At 64.0% G+C, this 23006-nt stretch carries 21 protein-coding genes; 12 read left to right on the forward strand and 9 right to left on the reverse strand.

The window, feature by feature from the left end; genetic code table 11:
- The first annotated feature begins 7 nt into the window (after nt 1–7).
- The 10 genes from X757_RS159145 (at nt 8) to X757_RS159105 (ending at nt 9169) form a co-directional block, all read left to right on the forward strand.
- Nucleotides 8–778: an SDR family oxidoreductase gene (locus X757_RS159145; protein ID WP_031251101.1), complete on the forward strand. Its 771-nt coding sequence runs from the start codon at nt 8–10 to the stop codon at nt 776–778.
- A 150-nt stretch (nt 779–928) separates the two neighbouring features.
- Nucleotides 929–1936 (forward strand): AraC family transcriptional regulator, encoded by a 1008-nt coding sequence (locus X757_RS01000000164560; protein WP_084629438.1) that lies wholly within the window; start codon nt 929–931, stop codon nt 1934–1936.
- Between the two features lie 4 nt (nt 1937–1940).
- A complete protein-coding gene (locus X757_RS159140) occupies nt 1941–2384 on the forward strand; it encodes an SRPBCC family protein (RefSeq protein WP_023687951.1) in 444 nt (147 codons plus the stop codon).
- Nucleotides 2385–2400: 16 nt separating this feature from the next.
- Complete coding sequence (locus tag X757_RS159135) at nt 2401–3195, forward strand: xanthine dehydrogenase family protein subunit M (RefSeq protein ID WP_023687950.1); 795 nt, start codon at nt 2401–2403, stop codon at nt 3193–3195.
- Between the two features lie 60 nt (nt 3196–3255).
- Nucleotides 3256–3738 carry a (2Fe-2S)-binding protein gene (locus tag X757_RS159130; RefSeq protein ID WP_023725426.1) on the forward strand — a complete coding sequence of 161 codons (483 nt, stop codon included), beginning with the start codon at nt 3256–3258 and terminating at the stop codon, nt 3736–3738.
- An 11-nt stretch (nt 3739–3749) separates the two neighbouring features.
- Nucleotides 3750–5117, forward strand: a complete 1368-nt coding sequence (locus tag X757_RS1000000169360) for a xanthine dehydrogenase family protein molybdopterin-binding subunit (RefSeq protein ID WP_023725427.1) — start codon at nt 3750–3752, stop codon at nt 5115–5117.
- A gap of 1 nt (nt 5118) precedes the next feature.
- Nucleotides 5119–6123, forward strand: a complete 1005-nt coding sequence (locus X757_RS1000000169365) for a xanthine dehydrogenase family protein molybdopterin-binding subunit (RefSeq protein ID WP_023696212.1) — start codon at nt 5119–5121, stop codon at nt 6121–6123.
- Nucleotides 6124–6125: 2 nt separating this feature from the next.
- A complete protein-coding gene (locus X757_RS159115) occupies nt 6126–7007 on the forward strand; it encodes a MoxR family ATPase (protein WP_023725428.1) in 882 nt (293 codons plus the stop codon).
- 138 nt (nt 7008–7145) lie between these two features.
- Nucleotides 7146–8282, forward strand: a complete 1137-nt coding sequence (locus X757_RS159110) for a VWA domain-containing protein (protein ID WP_023725429.1) — start codon at nt 7146–7148, stop codon at nt 8280–8282.
- On the forward strand, nt 8282–9169 hold the full coding sequence (locus X757_RS159105; RefSeq protein ID WP_023725430.1) for an amidohydrolase: 888 nt from the start codon (nt 8282–8284) through the stop codon (nt 9167–9169). Before X757_RS159110 ends, X757_RS159105 begins: the two co-directional genes overlap by 1 nt.
- Before the next feature lie 45 nt (nt 9170–9214).
- On the opposite strand, the gene X757_RS159100 is transcribed toward X757_RS159105, so the two are convergent.
- The 7 genes from X757_RS159100 to X757_RS159070 all read right to left on the reverse strand — a co-directional run bounded on the left by X757_RS159100 (nt 9215) and on the right by X757_RS159070 (nt 18393).
- Complete coding sequence (locus X757_RS159100) at nt 9215–9622, reverse strand: carboxymuconolactone decarboxylase family protein (protein WP_023725431.1); 408 nt, start codon at nt 9620–9622, stop codon at nt 9215–9217.
- Between the two features lie 246 nt (nt 9623–9868).
- Entirely contained in the window at nt 9869–11365 is a 1497-nt protein-coding gene (locus X757_RS159095; protein WP_023725432.1) for a sugar ABC transporter ATP-binding protein, read from the reverse strand.
- The gene (locus X757_RS159090) at nt 11365–12414 is read right to left on the reverse strand and encodes a hypothetical protein (protein ID WP_023725433.1); all 1050 of its coding nucleotides are present in this window, start codon (nt 12412–12414) and stop codon (nt 11365–11367) included. The genes X757_RS159095 and X757_RS159090 overlap by 1 nt, the downstream gene beginning before the upstream one ends.
- Nucleotides 12411–14534, reverse strand: coding sequence for an SMP-30/gluconolactonase/LRE family protein (locus X757_RS159085; RefSeq protein ID WP_023699679.1), 2124 nt, complete (start codon nt 14532–14534; stop codon nt 12411–12413). The genes X757_RS159090 and X757_RS159085 overlap by 4 nt, the downstream gene beginning before the upstream one ends.
- Before the next feature lie 80 nt (nt 14535–14614).
- Nucleotides 14615–15640: a sugar ABC transporter substrate-binding protein gene (locus X757_RS159080; RefSeq protein WP_023668177.1), complete on the reverse strand. Its 1026-nt coding sequence runs from the start codon at nt 15638–15640 to the stop codon at nt 14615–14617.
- A 60-nt stretch (nt 15641–15700) separates the two neighbouring features.
- Nucleotides 15701–16687, reverse strand: a complete 987-nt coding sequence (locus X757_RS159075) for an ABC transporter permease (RefSeq protein ID WP_023668176.1) — start codon at nt 16685–16687, stop codon at nt 15701–15703.
- A 272-nt stretch (nt 16688–16959) separates the two neighbouring features.
- Entirely contained in the window at nt 16960–18393 is a 1434-nt protein-coding gene (locus X757_RS159070; RefSeq protein ID WP_023725434.1) for a DHA2 family efflux MFS transporter permease subunit, read from the reverse strand.
- A gap of 109 nt (nt 18394–18502) precedes the next feature.
- Between X757_RS159070 and X757_RS159065 the strand changes: the two genes are divergently transcribed.
- Nucleotides 18503–19504, forward strand: a complete 1002-nt coding sequence (locus tag X757_RS159065; RefSeq protein WP_023725435.1) for an ornithine cyclodeaminase family protein — start codon at nt 18503–18505, stop codon at nt 19502–19504.
- Nucleotides 19501–21009, forward strand: a complete 1509-nt coding sequence (gene hutH, locus X757_RS159060) for a histidine ammonia-lyase (protein WP_023725436.1) — start codon at nt 19501–19503, stop codon at nt 21007–21009. Before X757_RS159065 ends, hutH begins: the two co-directional genes overlap by 4 nt.
- Here the strand turns inward: hutH and X757_RS159055 are convergent, their stop codons facing one another.
- Together X757_RS159055 and X757_RS159050 are read right to left on the reverse strand one after the other, a co-directional pair.
- Nucleotides 21010–21813, reverse strand: coding sequence for a 3-methyl-2-oxobutanoate hydroxymethyltransferase (locus X757_RS159055; protein WP_023725437.1), 804 nt, complete (start codon nt 21811–21813; stop codon nt 21010–21012). It abuts the gene before it with no gap.
- A gap of 85 nt (nt 21814–21898) precedes the next feature.
- Entirely contained in the window at nt 21899–22990 is a 1092-nt protein-coding gene (locus X757_RS159050; protein WP_023725438.1) for a fatty acid desaturase family protein, read from the reverse strand.
- Nucleotides 22991–23006 lie beyond the last annotated feature (16 nt).

Raw genomic sequence — 23006 nt, forward strand, 5'->3', positions numbered from 1 at the left:
CGTTGCCTTGACATCGAAATCCCTGTTCGAGCTCAACGGCCGGCTGGCGCTGATCACCGGCTCCGGCCAGGGCATCGGCCTGGCGCTGGCGCGCGGCCTTGCCGAGCATGGCGCAAGTGTCGTGCTCAACGGCCGCGATGCCGGCAAGGTTGCCGGTGCTGTCGCCGGCTTGCGCGACGCCGGCTTCAAAGCGCACCCCTCGACCTTCGACGTGACGGATTTTCGCGCGGTCGATGCCGATGTCACCCGCATCGAGGCCGAGATCGGCGCCATCGACATCCTGATCAACAATGCCGGCGTGCAGTTCCGCGCTCCGCTCGAGGACTTTCCCGAGGAGCAGTGGGAGCGGCTGTTCAAGACCAATGTCTCCGGCACCTTCCATGCCGGCAAGGCGGTCGCCCGCAATATGATCGCGCGCGGCAAAGGCAAGATCATAAACATCGGCTCGGTGCAGAGCGAACTCGCCCGGCCCAACATCGCGCCCTATACGGCGACCAAGGGCGCAATCCGCAATTTGACCAGGGGCATGTGCACCGACTGGGCGAAATACGGCTTGCAGATCAATGCCATCGCCCCCGGCTATTTCCGCACCGAGATGAACCAGGCGCTGGTCGACAACCAGGAATTCTCCGCCTGGCTGGAAAAGCGCACGCCGGCCGGCCGCTGGGGGTATGTCGACGAACTGATCGGCGCCGCCGTGTTCCTCGCCTCCGACGCCTCATCCTTCGTCAACGGCCATACGCTTTATGTCGACGGCGGCATGACGGCCTCGGTTTGACGGGAAACCCTATCGCTCAGTCTGAAAATCCACCACTGCCGCCGGCAGCACACAGCGGCTTTCGCCCCGCGCCTTGACGCGACCCCGAACTCAGCCGCACAATCCCGTTGCAGGCGAAGGGAGGCCAGTCGTCTGCGGGAGGTATAACCCATGACGGACGCGATCAGGCTCTATTGGGGCCGGTTCGGACATGTTTCTGTCCTGAATGTCGCCAGCGACTTCGTCACCCATGCGCATGTCGAGGCCCACATCATCATCTGGCTGGAGGGCACGGCCGGCGAGATGACCGTCGGCCGCGAGACGGTGCCGCTGGGTCCCGGCACCGCCGCCGGCATCAATTCCTACCAGCCGCACAGCCACATTCTGTCGCAGAACGGCAGGCCCGGCCTGTTCCTCGCTTTCTACATCGATCCGGATTGGGCGCGCCGGCGCCGCGACCTGCCTTCGTCGGCGCCGTTGTTTGCACAGGCTGCGATCACGCTCGAACCCTGGCTGCACCAGGCCGCCGCCAACCTGCTCGAGCATTTGAGCGATAATGAAAGCATCGACGACGTCGCCAATTACGAGATCGAGCGCTTCATCGATAGCCTGCTCGACGCCGCCGACGCCTCGGCGCCGCGGGAGGCGCGCATCCGGGTCAACACAATGCAGGATTTCCGCGTCCGCAAGGCAATCCAGCTGATGAAGGCCAATGTCTGCGAACGCATCTCCTTCGACGACGTCGCCCGCAGCGTCGGCCTGTCGCGGCCGCACTTCTTTGCTTTATTCAAGGAACAGACCAATCTGACGCCCAATGTCTACTGGAACACGCTGCGCATGGAGGAAGCCGTGCGGCAGCTGCAGTGGTCGCAGGAGCCGCTGATCTCGGTCGCCTGCAATCTCGGCTTCACCACCCAGGGCAATTTCTCGCGCTTCTTCCGCGACCATGTCGGCGTGCCGNGTCGCCTGCAATCTCGGCTTCACCACCCAGGGCAATTTCTCGCGCTTCTTCCGCGACCATGTCGGCGTGCCGCCGACGCTTTACCGCGAAGCGGCGCGTGCCATGGCCTGAACGGGCCGTTCTTTTTCAGACTCCTTGATAGGGCCGCAAGACCCATTGATAAGCGCAACGCCGGCCGCCGCCCTACCCTGCAGCGTATCGAATTCGTAGGGGAATGATCATATGGCTGAAGTCACCGTCTCCAGCGTCATCGACGCGCCGGTCGAAAAGGTCTGGGCGCGCATACGCGACTTCAACGGCCTGCCGGGCTGGCATCCGCGCATGGTCAAGAGCCATATCGAAGACGGCAAGAGCGCCGAAACCATCGGCTGCGTGCGTAATTTCGAGCTCGCCAGCGGCGCGCGTATCCGCGAGAAACTGCTCGACTTCTCCGATTCGAATTTCCGCGTCAGCTACTCCATCCTGGAGACGCCGCAGCCGCTGACCAATCACAAGGCAACGCTGCAATTGCGCCGCGTGACCGACGGCGACCGCACCTATGCTGAATGGACCGCAACTTTCGACGCGGCGCCCGAAGAGGCCGACAAGATCGCCGCCGGCATGGCCGCCAATGTCTTCCAGGGTGGCTTCAATGCGTTGAAGAGCCATTTTTCTGGCCAGAGCTGAGTCAGGGGAGACTGCCATGGCGCTTGCCCTCCAGACCTTTTCGGCCGTCAGGGATGCCAACGCGGCGCTGAAGGCGCCCGGCACCCGCTATCTCGGCGGCGGCACGCTGGTCGTGCGCGCCGCCAATGAAGGCGATGTCTCCGTCACCGGCCTCGTCCGCTCGACCGATCCGACCCTCTCCGGGATCACCGTTGCCGGCGGCAAGGTCCGCATAGGCGCTTCGGTGACGATGGCGGCTATCGCCCGCCATCCGGAGCTTGCGGCGCTGTCCAAGGCCGCACGCGCCGTCGGCGGCCCGGCAATCCGCAATATGGCGACTGTCGGCGGCAATCTGTTCGCACCCGCGCCCTACGGTGATTTCGCTGTCGCCCTGCTGGCGTTGGATGCGACGGTCGGCACCGATGATGGGGAATTGCCTATCGAGGATTTTCTGGCCAGGCGGGACGACAGCCGCGCCATCGTCACATCAGTCGCCTTCGCGTTGCCGAAGGCCGAGAATTTCCGCTTCCTGAAAGTGTCGCGGGTCAAGCCGAAGGGCGTCTCCGTGCTCAGCATCGCCGCCGTTCTCGAACAGGCCGGCGACGGCACTGTCTCCTCGGCGCGGATCGCGCTCGGCTGCATGGCAGACCGGCCGATGCGCGCCCGTGCTGCGGAAAAGGCACTGATCGGCAGCAGGCTCGAGCAGGACGGCGTCGCAGCGGCGCTGGCTGCAGCCGGTGAAGGCACCTCGCCAATCACCGACCCGATCGCCAGCGCCTGGTATCGCGCCGAGGTTCTGCCGGTCCATCTCGGCCGGCTGCTGCTTACTTAACCACCGCTTGGGGGGCGCGCGTCTGTCCGATCAACCGGGCAGGCGCGCTGGGAGGAAAACATGGCAAAGGTTCCGGTTCAGTTCACGCTCAACGGCTCGGAGAAGGCCGAATTTGTCGACAGCGGCACGACGCTGCTGCACGCGCTGCGCGACAAGATCGGCGACACCTCGCCCAAGGGCGGCTGCCACCAGGGCACCTGCGGCGCCTGTTCGGTCATCATCGACGGCGAACTCCGGCTCTCTTGCCTGACGCTGGCCGAGACCTGCAGCGGCGCCGACATCCGCACCACCTTGGGCCTCGCTGAGGCCGGCGTCCTGCATCCGCTGCAGCGTGCCTTCCTCGACGCCTTCGCCACGCAATGCGGCTTCTGCACGCCGGGCATGATCATGGCCGCCAAGGTGCTGCTCGACCACACGCCTAATCCGAGCCGCGAGGACGTGATCGAGGCGCTGTCCGGCAATATCTGCCGCTGCACCGGCTACGAGCCGATCATCCAGGCGGTGCTGACCGCGGCCCGAGCCAATTCGCAGAACGCGGCCTAAGGACCAAAAGAATGGAACTGCGCAAAAACTATTTCGCCGATCAGCGCAAGGACGGCCTGCACGAGATCGGCCATGGGCGGCCTCGGCTGGATTCGCCGGGACATGTGACGGGCAAGACCGCCTATTTCGCCGACCGCAACGTCCCGAATATGCTTCACCTGAAAATGGTGCGCAGTCCGCACCACCATGCCCGCATCCGTTCGATCGACACTTCCGAAGCGGAGAAGCATCCCGGCGTGGTGAAAATCCTCACCGCCAAGGATGTGCCGCACAATGTCTACACCATCCTGATCCTGATCCAGGTCGGACCGGAAGACGAAACGGTGCTGGCCGACGGCAAGGTACGCTGGAAGGGCGAGGCGGTGGTGGCGGTGCTGGCCGAGACCGAGCGCGCGGCTCAGGAAGCGGCAGCCAAGGTCAAGGTCGATTATGAGGTGCTGCCGGCCGTCTTCGACATGGAAGAAGCGCTGAAGCCCGGCGCGCCTTTGGTCAACGAATATCACGGCCAGAATTATTACCTCTACGACAGCGGCGAATGCCGCAAGGTGCGCTTTGGCGATGTCGAGGCGGGCTTCGCCGGCGCCGACCACATCCTGGAACAGAGCTACCAGTCCTCGCCGATCGAGCATGCGCCGACCGAGACCACGGGTTGCGTCGTGGTGCCGGAAGGCAATGACCGCTTCACCTGCTACACCAACACCCAGGCGATGTTCTTCACCCTCGACAACGCGTCGATCATCCTGCAGATGCCCGGCTCAAAACTGCATTTCGTCGGCGGCACTGTCGGCGGCGGCTTTGGCGGCAAGGTCGACGTCATCGTCGAGCCGATCGCCATTCTTGGCGCCAAGCTCACAGGACGTGCCGTCTCCTTCATCTACAGCCGCGAGGAGGAGATGCAGATCTCCTCACCGCGCGCCGCCGAAAAGATAATCATCAAGGACGGCGTGATGAACGACGGCCGCATCGTTGCGCGCAAGGTCACCGGCTACACCGATGCCGGCGCCTATTCGCGTCACTCGCCTTATGGCGCGCAGAAGGGAGCGGCGCACTATCCCGGCCCCTACACCATTCCCAATGTCTGGATCGACACCTACTGCGTCTACACCAACCGCACACCCTCCTCCGCGATGCGCGGCTTCGGCGTCACCATCGGCGACTTCGCGCTTGAGGTGCAGATGGACAAGCTGGCGCGGCTGATCGGCATGGACCCGCTCGAATTCCGCTTCATCAACGCCTATCGCGATGGCGACATGAAGGCGCATCGCCAGCCGACCGAAGGAGCGGCGCTGATCGAGTGTATGCAGGAGGCGTCGCGCGCCGCCAACTGGCCGGTGGCGGAGAAGTATATGGCGATGTCCTCCTACAAGAAGGGAGCTTGAGATGGCGCTAAGGCGCGGACGCGGCGTCGCCGCGATCAACTATCCGACGGGCATGAACCTTGGCGGCGACCCGACGCAGGCGCTGGTGCATTCGACGCCGACCGGCAATTTCATGGTGACGCTTTCCAGCGTCGATCTCGGTCAGGGCTTGAAGCAGATCATGGCGCAGATCTGCGCCGAGACCATCGGCGTGCCGACGGACCGGGTTACCATCGACACCGCCGACACCGACACCGGTCCGCACTGCATGGGCACCTTCGCCTCGCGCGGCACCCACCGCGCCGGCAACGCCGTCATCCAGGCGGCCAAGGAAGCGCGCCAGGTGATGCTGGAAGTGGCGGCGGAAGAGCTGGAGGTGAACGCCTCCGATCTCGAAACTGATGGCGAGGGCAACATTCTGGTCAAGGGCGCGCCGCAAAAGTCGATCTCGATCTTCGATGTCGCGCTGTCGGCTCATTTCAAGCGTGGCCGCTCGATCTCAGGCCGCGGTATGTTCCTGATCCCGCGCTCCTATCCGGAGAAAGAGACCGGCGCGATGAAGCCGTCGACCTGCTACGCCCATGCCTGCACGGTGGCCGAGGTCGAGGTCGATGACGAGACGGGCGAGGTTACGGTGCTGACCGTCAAGAACGTCTTCGAGATCGGCCGCGCGCTGAACCCGAAAATGGTCGAGCAGCAACTGGTCGGCGGTTCCTGGATGGGCATCAGCCACGCGCTCTACGAAACGACCGAGCCCTATTATCCCAACCGCGACCATGGCGGCACCGACTTCAACCAGTATCTGATGCCGGGACCGGGCGATCTCGCCCAAACCGAGATCATCGTGCTGGAGCGGCCTTCGGCCGACGGGCCTTATGGCGCCAAAGGGCCAGGCGAAATGTGCGCGAACCCGCAGATCCCCGCGGTTGCCAATGCCGTCTTCGACGCCGTCGGCGTGCGCATCGACACGCTGCCGATCACGCCGGAACGCATCTTGCGCGCGCTGAAAGCGCAAGCGGCGAACTGAGGATGCCAGAGGTGAACGCCGAGACTGTCGCGACCTCACCGGAGGCGGTGGCACGCCACCTCGCTGGATCGCGCTATCTCGCCGACGACAGCCTGGCGACGGCGATCTTCCTGGCCATACGGCTGGGCAAGCCGTTGCTGCTCGAAGGCGCGCCCGGCGTCGGCAAGACCGAAGCGGCCAAGGCGATCGCGCAGCTGCTGGGCCGCGATCTGGTGCGGCTGCAATGCTATGAGGGAATCGACGCAGCACACGCGCTCTATGAATGGAACTACCAGCGCCAGTTGCTCGCCATCCGCCATGCCGGCGAGCACGAGATCGACATCTATGACGACCGCTTTCTGATCGCGCGGCCATTGCTGCAGGTGCTGCGGGCGCCGGAGCAGCGCGTGCTGCTGGTCGACGAGATCGACCGCTCCGACCACGAATTCGAAGCGCTACTTCTGGAATTCCTCTCCGACTTCCAGATCAGCATTCCCGAACGCGGCACCATCCGCGCCGAAGCGCAGCCGATCGTCATCCTGACCTCGAACCGCACCCGCGAACTGGCGGAGGCGCTGCGTCGGCGCTGCGTCTATCACTGGATCGGCTATCCCGACGCCGAGCGAGAAGCCGCCATCATCATGCTGCGCGCCGGCGATGTCGCCGAGACCACCGCGCGCGCCGTGGCGAATGCCGTGCAGGAGATCCGCGTCCGCCCGCTGGCCAAGCCGCCCGGCATCTCCGAGGCCGTCGAATGGGCCAACGCCGCCACCATACTGGAGAAAGGCGGCAGCCCATGGCCGCAAGCCTTCCGCCGCGCCATCGGCGTGCTGATCAAGGACGAGGAGGATTTGTCCGCGATCGCGCCGGAGCTTGGCCAGATTGTCGAGGAGGCGCTGGGGTGAGCCGGGACTTCGGCAATGCGCAACGCCGGCAGGACAGAGGGGGGCGCGAAGGAATGATGCGTCAGGGAACCCTTCCTCTCGCCTCCGCGCCCTTCCTCNGGGGGAGATGTCCGGCAGGACAGAGGGGGGCGCGAAGGAATGATGCGTCAGGGAACCCTTCCTCTCGCCTCCGCGCCCTTCCTCCACTTCGCCCGGCTGCTGCGCCGCCACGCCTTTGCCGTCGCCCCCGAGCAGGTCTCCAGCTTCATGCAGGCGGTCACCCTGCTCGGTCCCCGCTCGATGGCCGACATCCGCGAGGCGGCGCTCGCAACGCTTGCCCCCCCGCCCGATCGCCGCGGCGAATTCGAGGCGCATTTTCGCAATCACTTCCATGGCGATGGCCAACCCTCGATCGAAGGCGAGGAAGACGAGGAAACCCGCATCAAAGACGATCACGGCACGCGCCAGGAGGAGAAACAGACCACGCGCCAGGAGAAAGGCGGCGATCTGTCGTCGGGCCTGGAGCAACTGAGCACGCGCGATTTTCAGCGTGACGATGACAGGCTGACCGCCTTCCGCCGCAAGCTCGCTTCAGCCCTCCCCGCGCGCCGCTCCTTCCGCACCGTGCGCACCCATTCGCGCGGCAAGCTCGACCTGCGCCGCTCGCTCAGGGAAATCGTCAGCGCCGATGGCGATATCCCCTCGCCGCAGCTCCGCCGCCGCCAGACGGTGCCGCGCAAACTGCTGATCCTGATCGACGTCTCCGGCTCGATGAAGCTGCATACATCGGATTATCTCAAATTGGCTCACGCCGCCGTACAAGGTGCTGACCGTGCCGAAATCTTCACCTTCGGCACGCAGCTCACCCGAATCACGTCCGCACTGCGTATCCGCGATCGCGACCAGGCTCTCGCCCGAGCGGCGGCACTCGTAGACGACTGGGACGGCGGCACGCGCATGGGACCGACCCTGCTCGCCTTCCTCTCGGTGCCGCGCTTCTCAGCCTTCGCGCGCGGTGCCGCGGTGGTGATCCTGTCGGACGCGCTGGAGCGCGGCGACCATGCCGATCTCGAGACCGCAATGCGCCGGCTGAGCGCCCGCGCCTTCCGGCTGTCGCTGGCCACACCGCTGGCCGGCGATCCGCGCTTTCGCCCAGCCACGGCAGCACTCCGCGCCATCCTGCCTGATCTCGACGATCTCATCGACGGCTCGTCGCTCAGCAGTCTCACCGATTTCATCCTGTCGCTCGCCCGCCCTGCCCCGGCGGCGTCGGCTATCTGGAAAAGGGTATCGTGATGCAGAAAGCCATCGACGCGCATTTCCACATCTGGCGCCAGCAGGATCAGCCATGGCTGGTCGGGCCGATGGTGCCGCGCATCTTCGGCCCCTACGAGCCGATCCGCCGCGACTACCCAATTACGGAATTCCTCCAAGACCAGAAAGACTCCGGTGTCGGAAAGGCCGTCTATGTCCAGACCAACTGGGCCAAGGAGGATTTTGAGAAGGAGGTGGCCTTCCTGCAGAAGACGGCCGACGAGACCGGCTGGCCGCACGCTATCGTCGGCTATACCGATATGACTGTCGACGATGTCCGGCCCCAGATCGATCGATTGAAAAAGTACCCGCTGCTGCGCGGCGTGCGCATGCAGTTACACTGGCACGAGACGCCGGCCTTCCGCTTCGCTGCCTCGGCCGATCAAGTCATCGACCCCAAGGTACGCGCTAATGTGGCGCGGCTGAAAGACTATGGCCTGTCCTTCGACCTGCAGCTTTTCCCTGCCCAGATGAAGGATGGGCTGACGCTGGTCGGCGAGAATCCTGAGACCAACTTCATCCTCACCCATGCCGGCATGCTGACCGGCATGGAGCCGGAAACCACCGAGGCCTGGAAAGCCGGCCTGAGTACTCTATCAACAGCGCCGAACTTCTACGCCAAGCTGTCGGGCCTCGGCACCTTCGTCCACCGCAACGATCCGGCGTTGATTGCCTTCATCGTCGACAATGCAATCGACATTCTGGGCGCTGACCACCTGATGTTCGGCTCCAACTTCCCGATCGAAAAACTCTGGACCAGCCACGCCGAACTGATCAAGGCGCATCGTGCAGCCGTGGCGAAGCACGGTCCGGTGGCGGAAGTGGATATCTTTTGGAATACAGCAGAGAAGGTTTACAGACCGGCATAGCGCACCCTTTCCCTTCTCCCACAGGGGAGAAGCGAAAGCCGCCCCTCACTTCACTTCAAACTCAGGATCGACCGGAATCTGCATCGCAGTCACCAGATGGTTGGTCTGCCCGGCCAGCCCGATGATCGACACCATCTCGCCATGCTGCGCATCGGTCATGCCTTTGGCGCGGGCAGCTGCCGTATGCGAGTGGACGCAGTAGGAGCAGCCATTGGCGGTCGACACCGCGATATAGATCATTTCCTTGGTCAGCGGGTCGATGGCGCTTTCCGTAGCCATCACCACCTTCACCTGGTCCCATGTCCGTTTCAGCAAGGCCGGATCGTTGGCCAGCCCGCGCCAGAAATTGTTGACGAAGTCCGACTTGCGCGTCGCGCGGATGTCATCGAACACAGCCTTCGCAACCGGGATTTTTTCGACCTCAGCATCGCTGAGGAGTTTTGTGGCGGCCATGGCGTTTCCTTTCGTTGAATCGGTGGATCAGGGTTGAATCAGGTCTCGAGCAAGGGCGGCTAACCGGCTATTCCGATTCGGTTTTTGATGCTGACAGAACCATGGCGATTGGCCGAAGCATCTCAGCTTCGTCATTCACGGGCGAAGCAGGCGCGAAGCGCCGTCGCGGAGACCCGAGGATGACGAAGGCGCTGAGGCCTTCGCCAATTGGCGACGTATGCGCACCCTCAAACACCGACCAGAAACCTAATGAACCGCCGCATACATGATCTTCTCCTCCGTCGCCTCGGCGGGCGAAAACTCCTCGACCATGCGGCCCTGCCGGCACACCAGAATCCGGTCCGACAGGTTCATGATTTCCGGCAGGTAGGACGAGATAACGACCACGGCCAGCCCCTCATCGGCCAGCCGGTTGATGATCTGGTGGATCTCGGCGATGGCGCCGACATCGACGCCGCGCGTCGGCTCGTCGAAGATCACGATACGCGGCTGCTGCACCAGCCCCTTGCCGATCACCACCTTCTGCTGGTTGCCGCCGGAAAGCTCGACCACGCGGGCATTGTCGTTGATCGCCTTGATGTTCAGCGTCTTCGTCCATTCAGCGGAAAGCGTGCGCATCTCCTGCTGGTTGATCACCCAGGCCTTTTCGCGGCCCGCCGCCAGCAGCCCGCCGAACAGGTTCTCGGCGATGCCCATCGTCTCGAAAATGCCCTCGCTCTTGCGGTCCTCGGTAACATAGACGATGCCGTCGGCGACCGCCTCACTGGGCACGAGATAGCGCACCGGCCTGTCGTCGAGTTCAATCGCGCCACCGCGCAAAAAATCGCGCTTGTAGATGCCGGAGACGATCTTGAAGGTCTCGGTGCGGCCGGAGCCGATCAGCCCGAACACGCCGGTGATCTGTCCCTCGAAGATCGAGAAGGAGGTGTTGCGCACGACATTGCTCATCGAAATGTCCTGCACCGACAGCACCTTCTTGCCGGCCTTGCGCAGCCTGGCCTCGTCGCGCTGGCGATAGATCTGTCCCGACAGTGTACGCCCGACCATGGCGGCGACGATCTTGTCGCGATCGAAGGCCGATGTGTCGTCGGTTATGACCAGCTCGCCATCGCGCAGGATTGTGATGCGGTCGGCGATCATCAGCGCCTCTTCCAATGCATGGCTGATGAAGACGATCGAGACGCCGTTCGCCTTCAGCCGCCGGATCAGCGCGAAGAAGTGCCGCTTCTCCTCCGGCGTCAGCGTCGCCGTCGGCTCGTCGAAGATGATGATCTCGGCATTGTGGTGAACGGCGCGCGCGATCTCGACCATCTGACGCTTGGCCGCGCCCAGCGTCGCCACTATGGCGTTGGGGTCGACCGGAAAGTTCAGCGACTGCAAAAACTGCTGCGCCGAAATGTAGGTGCCGCGCAGCCGGTTGAGGAATTTTTCGGTGCCGAGATAGAGGTTTTGCGCCACCGTCATCGACGGCACCAGGCTGGTCTCCTGGAACACCATGGCGATGCCGGCCTCGAGCGCCGCATGCGGCGACGCATAAGCGATCTCGCGGCCTTTGTGGAACATCTTGCCTGAGGTGGCGTCGACGACGCCGGCGATGATCTTGGTCAGCGTGGATTTGCCGGCGCCGTTCTCGCCGAGCAGCGCGTGGATTTCGCCCTTGCGCAGTTCGAAGCTGACTTGTCTGACCGCGGGCACGCCGCGATAGTTCTTGGTGACATTTTCCAGGCGCACGATCGGTTCCATCAGAGACCTCCTGCGTCGATGGCCAGCACGCAATCGCCGCCCCTGGAGGCGATGAACAGGCGGCCGTCCGTTTCCGCCACGCTGCAGATGCCATGGCGCGTGCCGTCGGCGCGGCTGTGCAGGCTGAATTGCGGCTGCATGTTCTGATCGAGCCTGACCACCAGCCCATAGGAGCGGCTCGGCGACCAGGGCTTGTGGATGCCCATGGTGCGGATGCCGCCGCATTGCAGCGGTTCGAGGAAGCTGCGATTGGAGGCCAAAGCCGGCGCGATCCAGTAGGCCGGCGCCACCTGGTCTAGCATGTCGCGCCGATAGTGGGTTTCCTGGAGAACGAATTCGATCAGCCGGTTGCGTGGCGCGAACAGAGCCAGCCACGCGCCGCCATCGCCGGCCGGCGCGAGGCGCGCGGGATAGCCGGGCAGATGCGTCAGCACGGTCGAGCGGCTACCGGTCGCACCATCGAAGCGAACGAGCTGATGGCGCCAGCTTTCGCTGACCAGCACATCCCGCCCAATGGGATGCAGCCCATAGGGAAAGGCGATATCGCCGGCCACTTTGCGGAACTCGGCGGCGGCCGCGTCCCGCCTCCAAAGCGAACCGGACGCGCCCTTCTTCATCAGGTCGGCGGCCCATTGCGACGGCGTGTGCTCAGCCGAGCCATTGGCCAGCCACAACGTGCCGTCGTCTGCATAGGCAAGCGCGGTGATGCAGCTGACGCCGGCCGGCAGCGAAACCTCCTTGCCGGCAACCAGCAGCTTGCCGCTTTCCAACCCCACCGTCAGTTCGCCCGACAGTGATAGAGCCAGCGCCGTGATGGGGGAAAGAAAGGTCCCGACAACCTTCGGCTCCACCCCTGCGGCAAGCGAATATACCGCATTGCCGCTGGAAACGAGCAGCCGGCCATCGGCAACCAGAAGATTGTCGGGCTCCGTCAAATCGGCGAACACTGGCGCCTCGTCCAGCCGCGTGTTGGGCCGGAAGGCGCCGTCGAGCGGCGGGATGGTGACGGCCTTGCCGCGAAACATGTCCAAGATAGGATCGAGGATCATGGCTGCGTTCCCCAATAAGAAGCGGAGCTGGTCCAGGTCGGGTCCGCGCCCGCAATCTTGTAGCGGCCGATGCGGTTGTTGAGGATGCCGCCGACGAACAGGAAACCCTTGTGCTCGCGCATCGAGGTGACCATCGGATGCGCGCCGCCGGTGAGGTCGCCCATCGCCTCGACAATGCCGCCCTTGTCGTTGAATTTCACCACGCCGCCGGTGTTGATGTTGGGGAACAGCCACTCGTCCTGCGGCAGCCGGCGCGTCATGCGCTTGCGCATATCGGGATGGCGCAGCGACAGGTCGAAGCTCGGCGTGCGCATGCCGAGCCACGCCATCCAGTAATTGCCGTCGGAGGCGCGGTTGATGTTGTCGGGATAGCCCGGCATGTCGCGGATGACGCATTCGGCGGCGCCCGCCTTTGGCCCTTCCAGCCAGTAGCGGTGGACGCGGCAGGCCCAGCTCTCAGCGAAGAACAGCGACTTACCGTCATGCGCCATGCACACGCCATTGGTGTAGCGGTAGCCGTCGAGCAGTGTCTTCGTCGAACCGTCCTTCGGGTCATAGACCAGCAGCCGGCCGGTGGCGCGGTTCTCGATCGAGTCCAGCGCCCAATCGTGCGCGTCATAGCGCTTGGTGGAGTCAGTGAAATAGATGCGCCCGTCCGGCGCGATGTCGCAATCATTGGGGTCGCGCAGCCGCGCATCGTCTACGATCGAGGTCCAGGAGCGTGACGTCTCGGCCGACAAGCGCTTCACTTCCCGATCCGGTGAGACGGAATAGAGCCCCATGGCGCCGACGCAGCTGATCAGATTGCCCGATTTGTCGAAGGCCAGGCCTAGCGGAAAACCACCGATATGGGCAAACACCTCCGACTTAACGTAATCCGGCGCGAAGAAGCGGACGATCTCGCCATGGCGCGTGCCGCAATAGAGGTGATCGTCGCGGTCGAGGATGACGTCTTCCGGCCCTTCCAACTCGCCGAGCCCGATATGGTCGGCCGCCGACAGCCGGTTGTCGAGCGCGTAGGGCGTGCCTGAGCCCGGCACCGCAGACTGTGTCTCGCCCATCTTGAGATAGACCGGCGCGACATAGACTTCGTTGAGCACCTTATGGCGGTTCTTCAGCCAGCGGATGTCGATCGTCACCGCCACCGCCAGCATGATGCCCAGCACCATCTGGTTGGTGCCGGTGCCATAGCCCAGCCGGATCAGCCCGTTGGTCATGGTCAGCACGATGATGGCGCCCATCAGCCCCTTGATGACCGAGCCGCGGCCACCACCCAGGCTGACGCCGCCAACCACCGCCGCCGTCAGAGCCATGATCTCCAGGTTGAGGCCGGTGCCCGGCCCTGCCCCACTCAGGCGGCAAGCGATGAGGAAGCCGCCGATCGAGGCGCAGAAGCCGGAAAAGACATAGGTCATGAACACGGTGCGGCGCACGCGAATGCCGGCATTGTGCGCCGAGCGCCTGGAGCCGCCGACCGCCAGCACATGCCAGCCCGGCCGTGAGCGCGTCAGCGCGATATGGGTGACGATGGCAAGAATGATCGCCAGCCACACCGAGACCGAAAGCCCCCAGAAGGTGCTGTCGCCGATGAAGTCGAGCACATCCGATGTCGCCTGGGAAAGCTGCACGTCGGCGGCGTAGGTGGTGACGAGAATATCGAACAGCGCCCGGCCGAAGATGAACGTCACCAGGGTGGTGAGGAAGGCGCGCAGCCTGAGGTAGCCGACGAGGTAGCCGTTGACGGCGCCGAAGATCAGGCCGGTGGCGAGCGATGCCGCCAGCGCCAGCCAGATAGACTGTTCGAGAATGAAGAAGACATAGACGGCGGAGAAACAGGACAGCGCGAAGATCGAGCCGACGGACAGGTCGATGCCGCCGCCCAGCATCACCACCGTCATGCCGGTGACTACCATCGAGAACTCGCCGAGCTGGCGGGTCGATTCCTGCAGCGAGGTCAGCTTGAAGAAGCCGGGAATGATCGAGCCGAACACGCTGAGCGTCGCCACCAGCGCCAGGAACGGAATGGCGTTGTCGGTCCAGCGTTTTGTCAGGATCTCGCCGACCAGATGGTCGGGCACGAGATTGTAGCGCCAGGACTGGAGGCGTTCGCGAAAGGACATCGGCGGCTGCTATTCCATGAGGGAACGAGGTGACCGGATTGTCCAGTCACCTCGTTTGTTTCAGTCGAAAAAAGCGCGGCTTACTTCGCCGCCGCTTCGGCCTGCAGCGCCTTCAGGTCCCAGCAGCTGTCGGGCTTGAGGTCGGCCTTGGTCGTAGCCTTCTCCAGTGTGTAGATGTAGGTGTGCGACGTGCCGGCCGGCTGGCCGCTCTGCAGCAGGAACTTGATGATAGCGTTCATGTCGCCGGACTGGCGAGCCAGATCGGTCATCACCACGGCGCCGTAAGTTCCGTCCTGCAATTTGTCGCAATCGGCCGCCTTCTCGCCGCCGCCGGTGGTGACCAAAAAGACCTTGCCGTCGAGCTTGGCGTCGCGGATGGCGGCGGATGCGCCGGTGGCGTCACCATCCCAGAAGTCGATGATCGAGCAGATGTCGGGGTTCTGCTGCAGCATTGTCGTCGTCACGTTGCGCGACGTCGTCGGATCCCAGTTGGAGTCGGGCTTGGCCACGACTTTGAAGTCGGGGTGCTTCTCCAGCACCTTCATGATGCCGGCATACTGGTAGAGACTGGACGAGTTGGCCTGATCACCCTGCACAAGGCCGATCTTCTTCGACGAGTTCTCGCCGCAGCCCTTGATCGCCGCTTCGGCTTCGAGCTGGCCAAGCCGGTCCCAGTCGCTGCCGACAAAGGCGTCGGCCGGGAAGTTGGCGGGGTTGTCGACCAGTATGACGTAGGTTCCGGCGGCCTGTGCCTTCTTCATCAGCTTGGAATAGGAGTTGAGGTCCGGCGCATGGATGATCAACACGTCCGGCCTTGTGTCGGACGAGATCGCGTCGGTGATCGCCTGTGCACCGGCATCGACGACCCAGTTCGGATCGCGTGTTTCGAAGGTGCCGCCCCAGGCCTCGACTTCCGTCTTCAGATAGTGCGACCAGCCCTGCGCAAGGTCGAAGCCCATCGCCAGCGGCACCAGCATGACGCGCTTGCCCTTGAGCGCCTGCGCGTATGCGGCCGGGCCCGGATCGTCGGCGGCGAAGGTCGGCGCGACGAAGGCGGTAGCGGCAAGCGCCGTGGCGGCCGCCATCAGTGTTCTGATCAGTTTCATGTCACATCCTCTGTTTTTCACTTATTGCCGGCCGGTCGGCATGACCCGGTCGGGTACCCCTTAGATGTCGCCCTGCTGCGCGGTCTGTTCGTCACGCGGATTGATGATGCCGTCGACGATGATGGCTCCGAGCAGGATCGCCGCCTTGATCAGGTTTTGATAGAGCAGCGGAATGTCGATGATGGTCATCGCGTTCGACAGGATGCCGATCAGTGCAGCGCCCACCAGCACATTGCGCACTCCGCCCCGCCCGCCGGACAGGCCGATGCCGCCGATCACCGCCACCAGCACGATGTCATAGAGCAGCGTCGAGTTGACGACGCGGGTGTTGATCGAGTGCAGGCTCGACGCCGTCAGCAGGCCGGCGATCAGCGCGACGAAGGCCGAAACCACATAACGCAGCACCAGCATTGGCCGCACCGGAATGCCGATGTTGCGCGCGGCGACCGGATTGTCGCCGGCGAAATAGATGTAGCGGCCCCATTTGGTGTAGCGCAGGAACAGGAAGAACAGGAAGGCGAGCCCGGCGAAGACGAACACTTCGATCGGAATGTCGAGGAAACGCAGGCCGCCGAGCAACTCCACCCAATGGCCCTGAGGCACCGGCACCGCATCCTGTGTGATCAGTTGCGAGCGGACATAGCCGAAGACGAAGGAGCCGGTCGCCAGCGTCACGAAGATCGCCGGCACGTCGGCATAAGCGACGAGAAAACCGTTGAGCAGGCCGATGGCGAGCACGCCTGCCAGCACATAGGCGAAGGCGAGCCCATCAGGCGTTCCGGCGTTGAGCAATTGTAGATACCAGGCGACCGACATCGCCATGATCGCCACCGCCGACAGGTCGATGCCCCTGCCGATTATGACGACCGCCATGCCGAGCGCCAAAATGCCCAGCACCGACACCGAGCGGACGATGGCAACGAGATTGTTGGCAGCGATGAAACCAGGCAGCCCAATGGCAGCGGCGACGAACAGCACCACGGCGATGGCAAAGACAATGCCTTCCTGATTCAGGCTCCTGACATTTGGCCAGCCAATCGTGTTCATGTCTGCATTCGCCCCGATGGCAGCTCTGCCACCCCTTCCGAAGAAAGCTAATCGGCTCGGCGCCGCTTCGTCAAATGAATCCGCGCTCGGAACACCCGTTGGCAGTGATAATCTTCCAGTGGACGCACCGATTGCTAGAACTGGCGCAATCCTAGGAAAAGGCTGCGCTTTTGGCATTTGGTTGCACCATTGCGCGTATGCGCGAAGGTGCCGTTCTGAGGCGAAAGCACAAGGCGGAATTAATTGCCGCCTGAGCGGCGAAAATTGCGAATTCAGGTCCTGGACGTGTGGCCTGAAACTTCGGCGCCTGCACCGGGCGGCAGCACGAGGAACCGCAACGCCGCCGCCAGCCCGATGGCGCCGATGACCAGGAAGGCGATGCGAAAATCGACGAGGTCGAGCGCCGGCCGGTGCCTGACGATCTGCGACAGGTTCAGAATGGCAGCCGCCACCGCTACGCCGAACAGCATCGACATCTGCTGCAGCATGGACGACAAAGTTGCCGCCGAGCTGCGCTGCGCCGCATCGATATCGGCGAAGGCCAGAGTATTCAGCGCTGTGAACTGCATCGAGCGCGTCAGGCCGGCGATCAGCATCAGCGCTACCACCAGCGCCTGCGGCGTCTCCGGCGAGATCGCCGCGCAGGCCATGATCGAGGCCGAGGCGATCAGGCCGTTGACGACCATGACCGTGCGAAAACCAAAGCGCCGCAGCGTCGGCGTCGTCACCGTCTTCATGCCGAGATTGCCGAGGAAATAGGCCAGGATCATCAAGCCGGCATCGACCGGCGAAAGGCCAAAGCCGACCTGAAACAGCAGCGGCAAAAGGAACGGCGTGGCGTTGATCGCCACGCGAAAAATGGTGCCGGCGGCAAGCGTAGAGATGGCGAAGGTCTGCACCCTGAACGCGCTGAGATCGAGCAGCGGATGCGGCGCGCGCCGGAGATGCCGCACCGCCAGCCAGCCGATGACGATGCCGGCGGCAACCAGCAGCACGGCGGGCAAGGCGCCGTCTTCCGGATGTGCGATGCGCTCAAGGCCGTAGAGCAGCAGCGCGAGCCCCAGCGACGTGAGGAAAAACCCCGGCCAATCCAGCGGCTTGGGATCGGCCGCGCGGTCGCCCGGAATGAAGCGCGCGACCAGCGCCAGCCCGACGAGCCCAAGCGGGACGTTGATGAAGAAATTCCAGTGCCAGGAGAGATAGGTTGTAATGAAGCCGCCAAGCACCGGCCCGACCACGGGCGCAAACAACGCCGGCCAGGTGATCAGCGCCGTGGCGTTGAGCAGCTCCGATTTCGACGCATTGCGCAGCACCAGAATTCGCCCGACCGGCGTCATCAGCGCGCTGCCAAGGCCTTGCACGACGCGAGCGGCAACGAACTGAGGCAGACTTTGCGAGAAGCCGCAGGCCAGCGAGGCCAGCGTGAACAGTACGATCGCCAGCAGGAAGATGTTGCGCGCGCCGAAGCGGTCGGCAAGCCAGCCCGACAGCGGCACGAACACTGCCATGGTCAGCATATAGGCGGTGATGCCGATGCTCATCGCCACCGCCGGCACGCCGAAGGATTGTCCCATCTGCGGCAGCGAGGTCGAGATGATCGTCGAATCCAGCAGCTGCATGAAAAAGGCGATGGCAACGATCAACGCCACGCGCCGCGCATTGCTGGCGGTTACGGCGGAGGCCTCGGTGTCGGGAACGGCAGTCATGGCGAACCGCGTTGAACAGCATATGGCTGGCCCCGTCCAGAGCTTATCCAACAAACTTCCGTGTCGGCTCGCAGCCTGTTATGGATGGGCGGGCGGCCAAGGACATTGCATGAAGCCTATCTATATCGACTACCTCAATGGCCTCGATATCGAAGCCCTGGAGATGACCGACGGCGAAATCATTGCCGCTGTCGAAGCCGGGCTTATCGCGCAAGGCAATGGCCAGACGGTGATCGAGCCGCGCGTCCATCTTGAACCCGCCCCTTCCTTCCATGGCCATTTCAACGTTCTGCGCGGCTACGTTGCGCCGCTCGATACGGCGGGCGTGAAAATCGTCGGCGACTATGTCGACAACTATCTGCACGGGCTCCCTTCAGAATTTGGCATTTTGAACCTGTTCGATCCGCGCACCGGCACGCCGCGCGCCATTCTCGACGCCACCGTCATCACCGACATGCGCACCGGCGCCGTCACCGCCATTGGCGCCAAACATCTGGCGCGCAAGAACTCCAAGGTGCTGGCCCATATCGGCGCGCGCGGCACCGCCTATTGGAATGTGCGCCTGCTCGACCATCTCTTCGACTTCGACGAGATCCGCGTCCATTCGCGCCGCCCGGAAAGCCGCGACGGCTTCGCCGCCAAACTCTCGGCCGATCTCGGCAAGAAAGTTACCGCGGTTGCCGACTGGGAAAGCTGCATCAAGGGCGCCGACATCGTCGTCGAGGCCTCGCGGCTGCCGGAGCCGCAGCCGCTGCTCAAGACCGAATGGATCAAGCCCGGTGCGCTGGTCGTGCCCTATGGTACGATGAGCGCGGTGGAGCTGTCATTGACCGACATCATGCAGAAAATGGTCGTCGACGACTGGGGCCAGTGCAAAGGCGGCAAGTTCGGCTCGCTGCGCGCCCATGTCGAGACCGGGCGGCTGAGCGAAGCGACGCTGCACGCCGAGCTCGGCCAGATCGCTGCCGGTCTCAAGCCGGGACGCCAGAGCGACGACGAGACGATCCTGTTCTGGCATCGCGGCCTGTCGCTGTCCGACATTGCGCTGGGCAAGGCGATGCTGACCAAAGCAGGAGATAAAGGTATCGGCCAGAGGCTGCGCTTCGCATGAGCGCGCTCGTCCTCACCGGCGCCGGCGTCAGCGTCGAGGATGTCGCGGCGGTCGCCCGCGGCGGCCGCAAGGTCGAGGTTGAACCGACAGTCATCGAGAGGCTCGACAAAGCGCGAAAAGTGCTCGACCAGGTCGCCGCGTCCGGCCAGCAGATTTACGGCCTCAACACCGGGCTCGGCGCCAATCTCGGCACGTCGGTCGAGGGCGATGCCAGCGCCTTCCAACGCCAGTTGCTGGAAGGGCGAAGCGGCGCTGTCGGCGAGCCGCTGCCGCAACAAGCGGTGCGGGCGACCATGTTTGCCCGTGCGGCGATGTTCTCTGTTGGCGGTTCCGGCATTTCGCCGGCGGCTTTCACCGCCCTTGTCGATGCGCTCAATGCCGGCGTGCATCCGATAATGCCGCAGCTGGGCTCGATCGGCGCCGGCGATCTCGTGCTGATGACGGCGCTCGCCCGTCTGCTGACCGGCGACGGCGAAGCTGACTATCAGGGTCGGCGCATGCCGGCGGCCAAGGCGTTGATGATGGCGCGGTTGGCTCCGATCAGCCTGGCGCCGAAAGACGGCCTGTCGCTGATCAACGCCTCGGCGGTTTCAACCGGCAGCGGTGCGCTGGCGCTGGCCGACGCGCTGGCTGCCTTTGTGCAACAGCAGCAGGCGGGAGCGCTGACCATGGAAGGGTTTGGCGCCAACCGCACCATCCTCGATCCGCGCCTGCATCTGGCGCGGCCGGCAGCCTGCCAGCAACTCGCGGCCAAGGGCCTGCGCGACCTGCTTGCCCGCGACGAGGAGCCGGCGCCGACCACCTTGCAGGACCCGCTGTCGATCCGCTGCATGCCGTCGATCCATGGCGCGCTGATCCAGGCGATCGACCAGGCGCGGCTGGCGCTGGAGATCGAACTCAATGCCGCCGCCGACAATCCACTGGTGCTGGGCGATGACGGGCTGGCTCTGTCGACCGGCAATTTCCACACCGCATCGCTGGCGCTGGCCTTCGAGACGCTCGGCCTGGCGATCGCACAATGCGCCGGCGCAAGTGCTGCCCGCCTGATCCAGCTGACCGGCTCCGGCCGCAACGGCCTGCCAAAATATTTGTCACCGGTCGGCGGCGCCTCGGCCGGTTTCGTGCCGCTGCAAAAGACCGCAACGGCAATCCTGGCCGGCATCCGCCACAAGGCCAATCCGGTGATGCTGGATTTCCTGGCCGTGTCCGAAGGCGTAGAGGACCACGCCACGCAGACGCCGCTTGCGGTGTCGAAATGCGCCGGGATGATCGCGCTGTGGCGACGGCTGATCGCCTTCGAACTGATGGCCGCCGCACAGGCCGTGGACCTGCGCGACGGTCTTAAGCTGGCGCCCGGCACAGCAGCGGTCCATACCGCGGTGCGCGCGCATGTAGCGATGCTCAGGGAGGACCGGCCGCTGGGAACGGATGCCGAGGTGCTCCATGCCATGCTCGCCGACGGAACATGGCAAGGTGCAGCGATGATCGGCAAGGAGGCCGAGTAGTCAGCCCTTTGCGTCCACCCGTTTCATGAACAGGCTGAGCTCGGCCGGATCCATGCGCACGACATGCCTGTCTTCCGGATAGGCGCCGCTATCGACGTCGGCAACGTACTCGGAAAACGCCGCGACGCGTTCGGCCTGCAGGCGATCGTACTCGGCGGCGAAGTTGCGGTAGACCTTGGAATGGCGCGGCATGTGGCCCCGGTTCTGGCCAAGAATATCGTCGGCGAACAGATACTGCGCGTCGCAGCCGGTGCCGGCACCCATCGACAGCATGATCAGCGAGGTCCGTTCTGAGATCGCCTTCGCCACCTCGACCGGCACCACTTCGATCTCGGCGCCAAGCGCTCCAACGGCCTCATACTGCTTGACCGCCTCAAAAATCTGCATGGCGGTGTCGGCGGTCTTGCCGACGGCCTTGAAGCCGCCGGTCCAGGTGGCGCGGGACGGAATGAGGCCGACATGGCCGATCACGGGGATCGCGTCGTCGGCGAGCCGCTTCACGGTGGCGAAACCGGCGCTGCAATAAACGGCGTCGGCTCCGGCCTTGTAGAGCCGGAACGCCCAGCGCAGGAAATCGTCCGCCGTGCCGATTTCATAGAAGTTCTCGCCCGGCATGGTGAACAGGCTGGGCGCCGCATCGCGATACTCAGGGTTGAGCACCAGCTCGGGCGGCACCGAGACGATATCGACCCCTGCCCGCTCGGCAGCCTCGGCCTCGTCCATGGTCAGGACGCGCAGCATGGTCAGCTGGCGCTTGCCCTTCATGGCGCGCAGATCGGCGACGGTCGGTCTCTTTCGGCTCATCGGGATGTCCCTGTTTGCTGGTTGATTTTCCCGGTCACCTTACCGGCCCCGTAACAGGTCGGATAGAAGGCGGGTGGTTTATCCGCTACTCGGCCGCCGACGACATATCGAGCTCGTGAAATTCACCGCGATAGGGCCGCGCCGTCGGCGGCAATTCGCGCTTGAGGAAATAATCCTCGTACCGCAGCTGCTTCAAAAGCACCGGCCAGACCTCGCGATAGGCATGCCACATGGACGGGTTCGCCGCCGGCAGGTCGTGCTTGATCAGCTCGTGCAGCCTCGGCAGCGCATGGTAGGGCACCATCGGAAACATGTGATGCTCGACGTGGTAATTCATGTTCCAGTAGATGAAGCGGCTGACCGGGTTCATGTAGACGGTGCGCGTGTTCAGCCGGTGGTCGACGACATTGTCGGCCAACCCGATATGCTGGAGCAGGCCGGTCAGAACCATGTGCCAGCTGCCATAAAGACGCGGCAGGCCGATCAGCACCAGCGGCAGCCATGAACCCAGCGCGATCGCGAGGGCGATCGTCGCAACGTACACGGCGACATGCCAGCGCGCCGCCGTGATGGCCTTGCCCTGTTCGGTCTCAGGAATGTAGCTCTTTTCGTCGTCCGACAGCTTGCCCAACGCCTGGCGCGCCAGGATCGGCAGCGAATAACGGAAATCGAGAATGCCGGTGAAGGCAAGCGCCGCCTTGACCAGATTTGGCGGCCGCATTACCGCAATCTCGGCGTCACGGCCGACGATGATCGTGTCGGTGTGATGCCGCGCATGACTCCAGCGCCATTGCACCGGATTGCGCACCACCATGAAGCTGGCGATTTCGTAGATCGCATCGTTCATCCAGCGTGTGCGGAAGGCGGTGCCATGGCCGCATTCGTGCCAGCGCGAGTCGCTCGACGATCCATAGAGCACGCCATAGACGAGCAGGAACGGCACCACCCACCACGTGCCCCAGAACCACACGATGCCGGCGGCCGAGCCCAGGATGGCTGCGATCCAGATGATGGTATCGCGGATCGCCGGCCCGTCGGAGCGCTGCATCATTTCCTTCATTGCCTTGCGCGGCACGTCGGTGTGATACCACTCGGCCGAGGCCAGCCCGGTCTCGATCGCCCGGCGGGTGCTTTCGCCGACCAGGCCGTAATCGCGCTTTGTCTTGGCCGTCGCCATCACCGTCTCGCCCTGC

Source organism: Mesorhizobium sp. LSHC412B00 (assembly GCF_000503035.1).
Classification (GTDB): Bacteria; Pseudomonadota; Alphaproteobacteria; order Rhizobiales; family Rhizobiaceae; genus Mesorhizobium.

Bases quoted from the DNA above. Each gene is read 5' to 3' on its own strand.
- X757_RS159140 (WP_023687951.1), top strand. From the start codon at position 1,941: ATGGCTGAAGTCACCGTCTCCAGCGTCATCGACGCGCCGGTCGAAAAG.
- X757_RS159135 (WP_023687950.1), top strand. From the start codon at position 2,401: ATGGCGCTTGCCCTCCAGACCTTTTCGGCCGTCAGGGATGCCAACGCG.
- X757_RS159130 (WP_023725426.1), top strand. From the start codon at position 3,256: ATGGCAAAGGTTCCGGTTCAGTTCACGCTCAACGGCTCGGAGAAGGCC.
- X757_RS1000000169360 (WP_023725427.1), top strand. From the start codon at position 3,750: ATGGAACTGCGCAAAAACTATTTCGCCGATCAGCGCAAGGACGGCCTG.
- X757_RS1000000169365 (WP_023696212.1), top strand. From the start codon at position 5,119: ATGGCGCTAAGGCGCGGACGCGGCGTCGCCGCGATCAACTATCCGACG.
- X757_RS159115 (WP_023725428.1), top strand. From the start codon at position 6,126: ATGCCAGAGGTGAACGCCGAGACTGTCGCGACCTCACCGGAGGCGGTG.
- X757_RS159110 (WP_023725429.1), top strand. From the start codon at position 7,146: ATGATGCGTCAGGGAACCCTTCCTCTCGCCTCCGCGCCCTTCCTCCAC.
- X757_RS159105 (WP_023725430.1), top strand. From the start codon at position 8,282: ATGCAGAAAGCCATCGACGCGCATTTCCACATCTGGCGCCAGCAGGAT.
- X757_RS159100 (WP_023725431.1), bottom strand. From the start codon at position 9,622: ATGGCCGCCACAAAACTCCTCAGCGATGCTGAGGTCGAAAAAATCCCG.
- X757_RS159095 (WP_023725432.1), bottom strand. From the start codon at position 11,365: ATGGAACCGATCGTGCGCCTGGAAAATGTCACCAAGAACTATCGCGGC.
- X757_RS159090 (WP_023725433.1), bottom strand. From the start codon at position 12,414: ATGATCCTCGATCCTATCTTGGACATGTTTCGCGGCAAGGCCGTCACC.
- X757_RS159085 (WP_023699679.1), bottom strand. From the start codon at position 14,534: ATGTCCTTTCGCGAACGCCTCCAGTCCTGGCGCTACAATCTCGTGCCC.
- X757_RS159080 (WP_023668177.1), bottom strand. From the start codon at position 15,640: ATGAAACTGATCAGAACACTGATGGCGGCCGCCACGGCGCTTGCCGCT.
- X757_RS159075 (WP_023668176.1), bottom strand. From the start codon at position 16,687: ATGAACACGATTGGCTGGCCAAATGTCAGGAGCCTGAATCAGGAAGGC.
- X757_RS159070 (WP_023725434.1), bottom strand. From the start codon at position 18,393: ATGACTGCCGTTCCCGACACCGAGGCCTCCGCCGTAACCGCCAGCAAT.
- X757_RS159065 (WP_023725435.1), top strand. From the start codon at position 18,503: ATGAAGCCTATCTATATCGACTACCTCAATGGCCTCGATATCGAAGCC.
- hutH (WP_023725436.1), top strand. From the start codon at position 19,501: ATGAGCGCGCTCGTCCTCACCGGCGCCGGCGTCAGCGTCGAGGATGTC.
- X757_RS159055 (WP_023725437.1), bottom strand. From the start codon at position 21,813: ATGAGCCGAAAGAGACCGACCGTCGCCGATCTGCGCGCCATGAAGGGC.
- X757_RS159050 (WP_023725438.1), bottom strand. From the start codon at position 22,990: ATGGCGACGGCCAAGACAAAGCGCGATTACGGCCTGGTCGGCGAAAGC.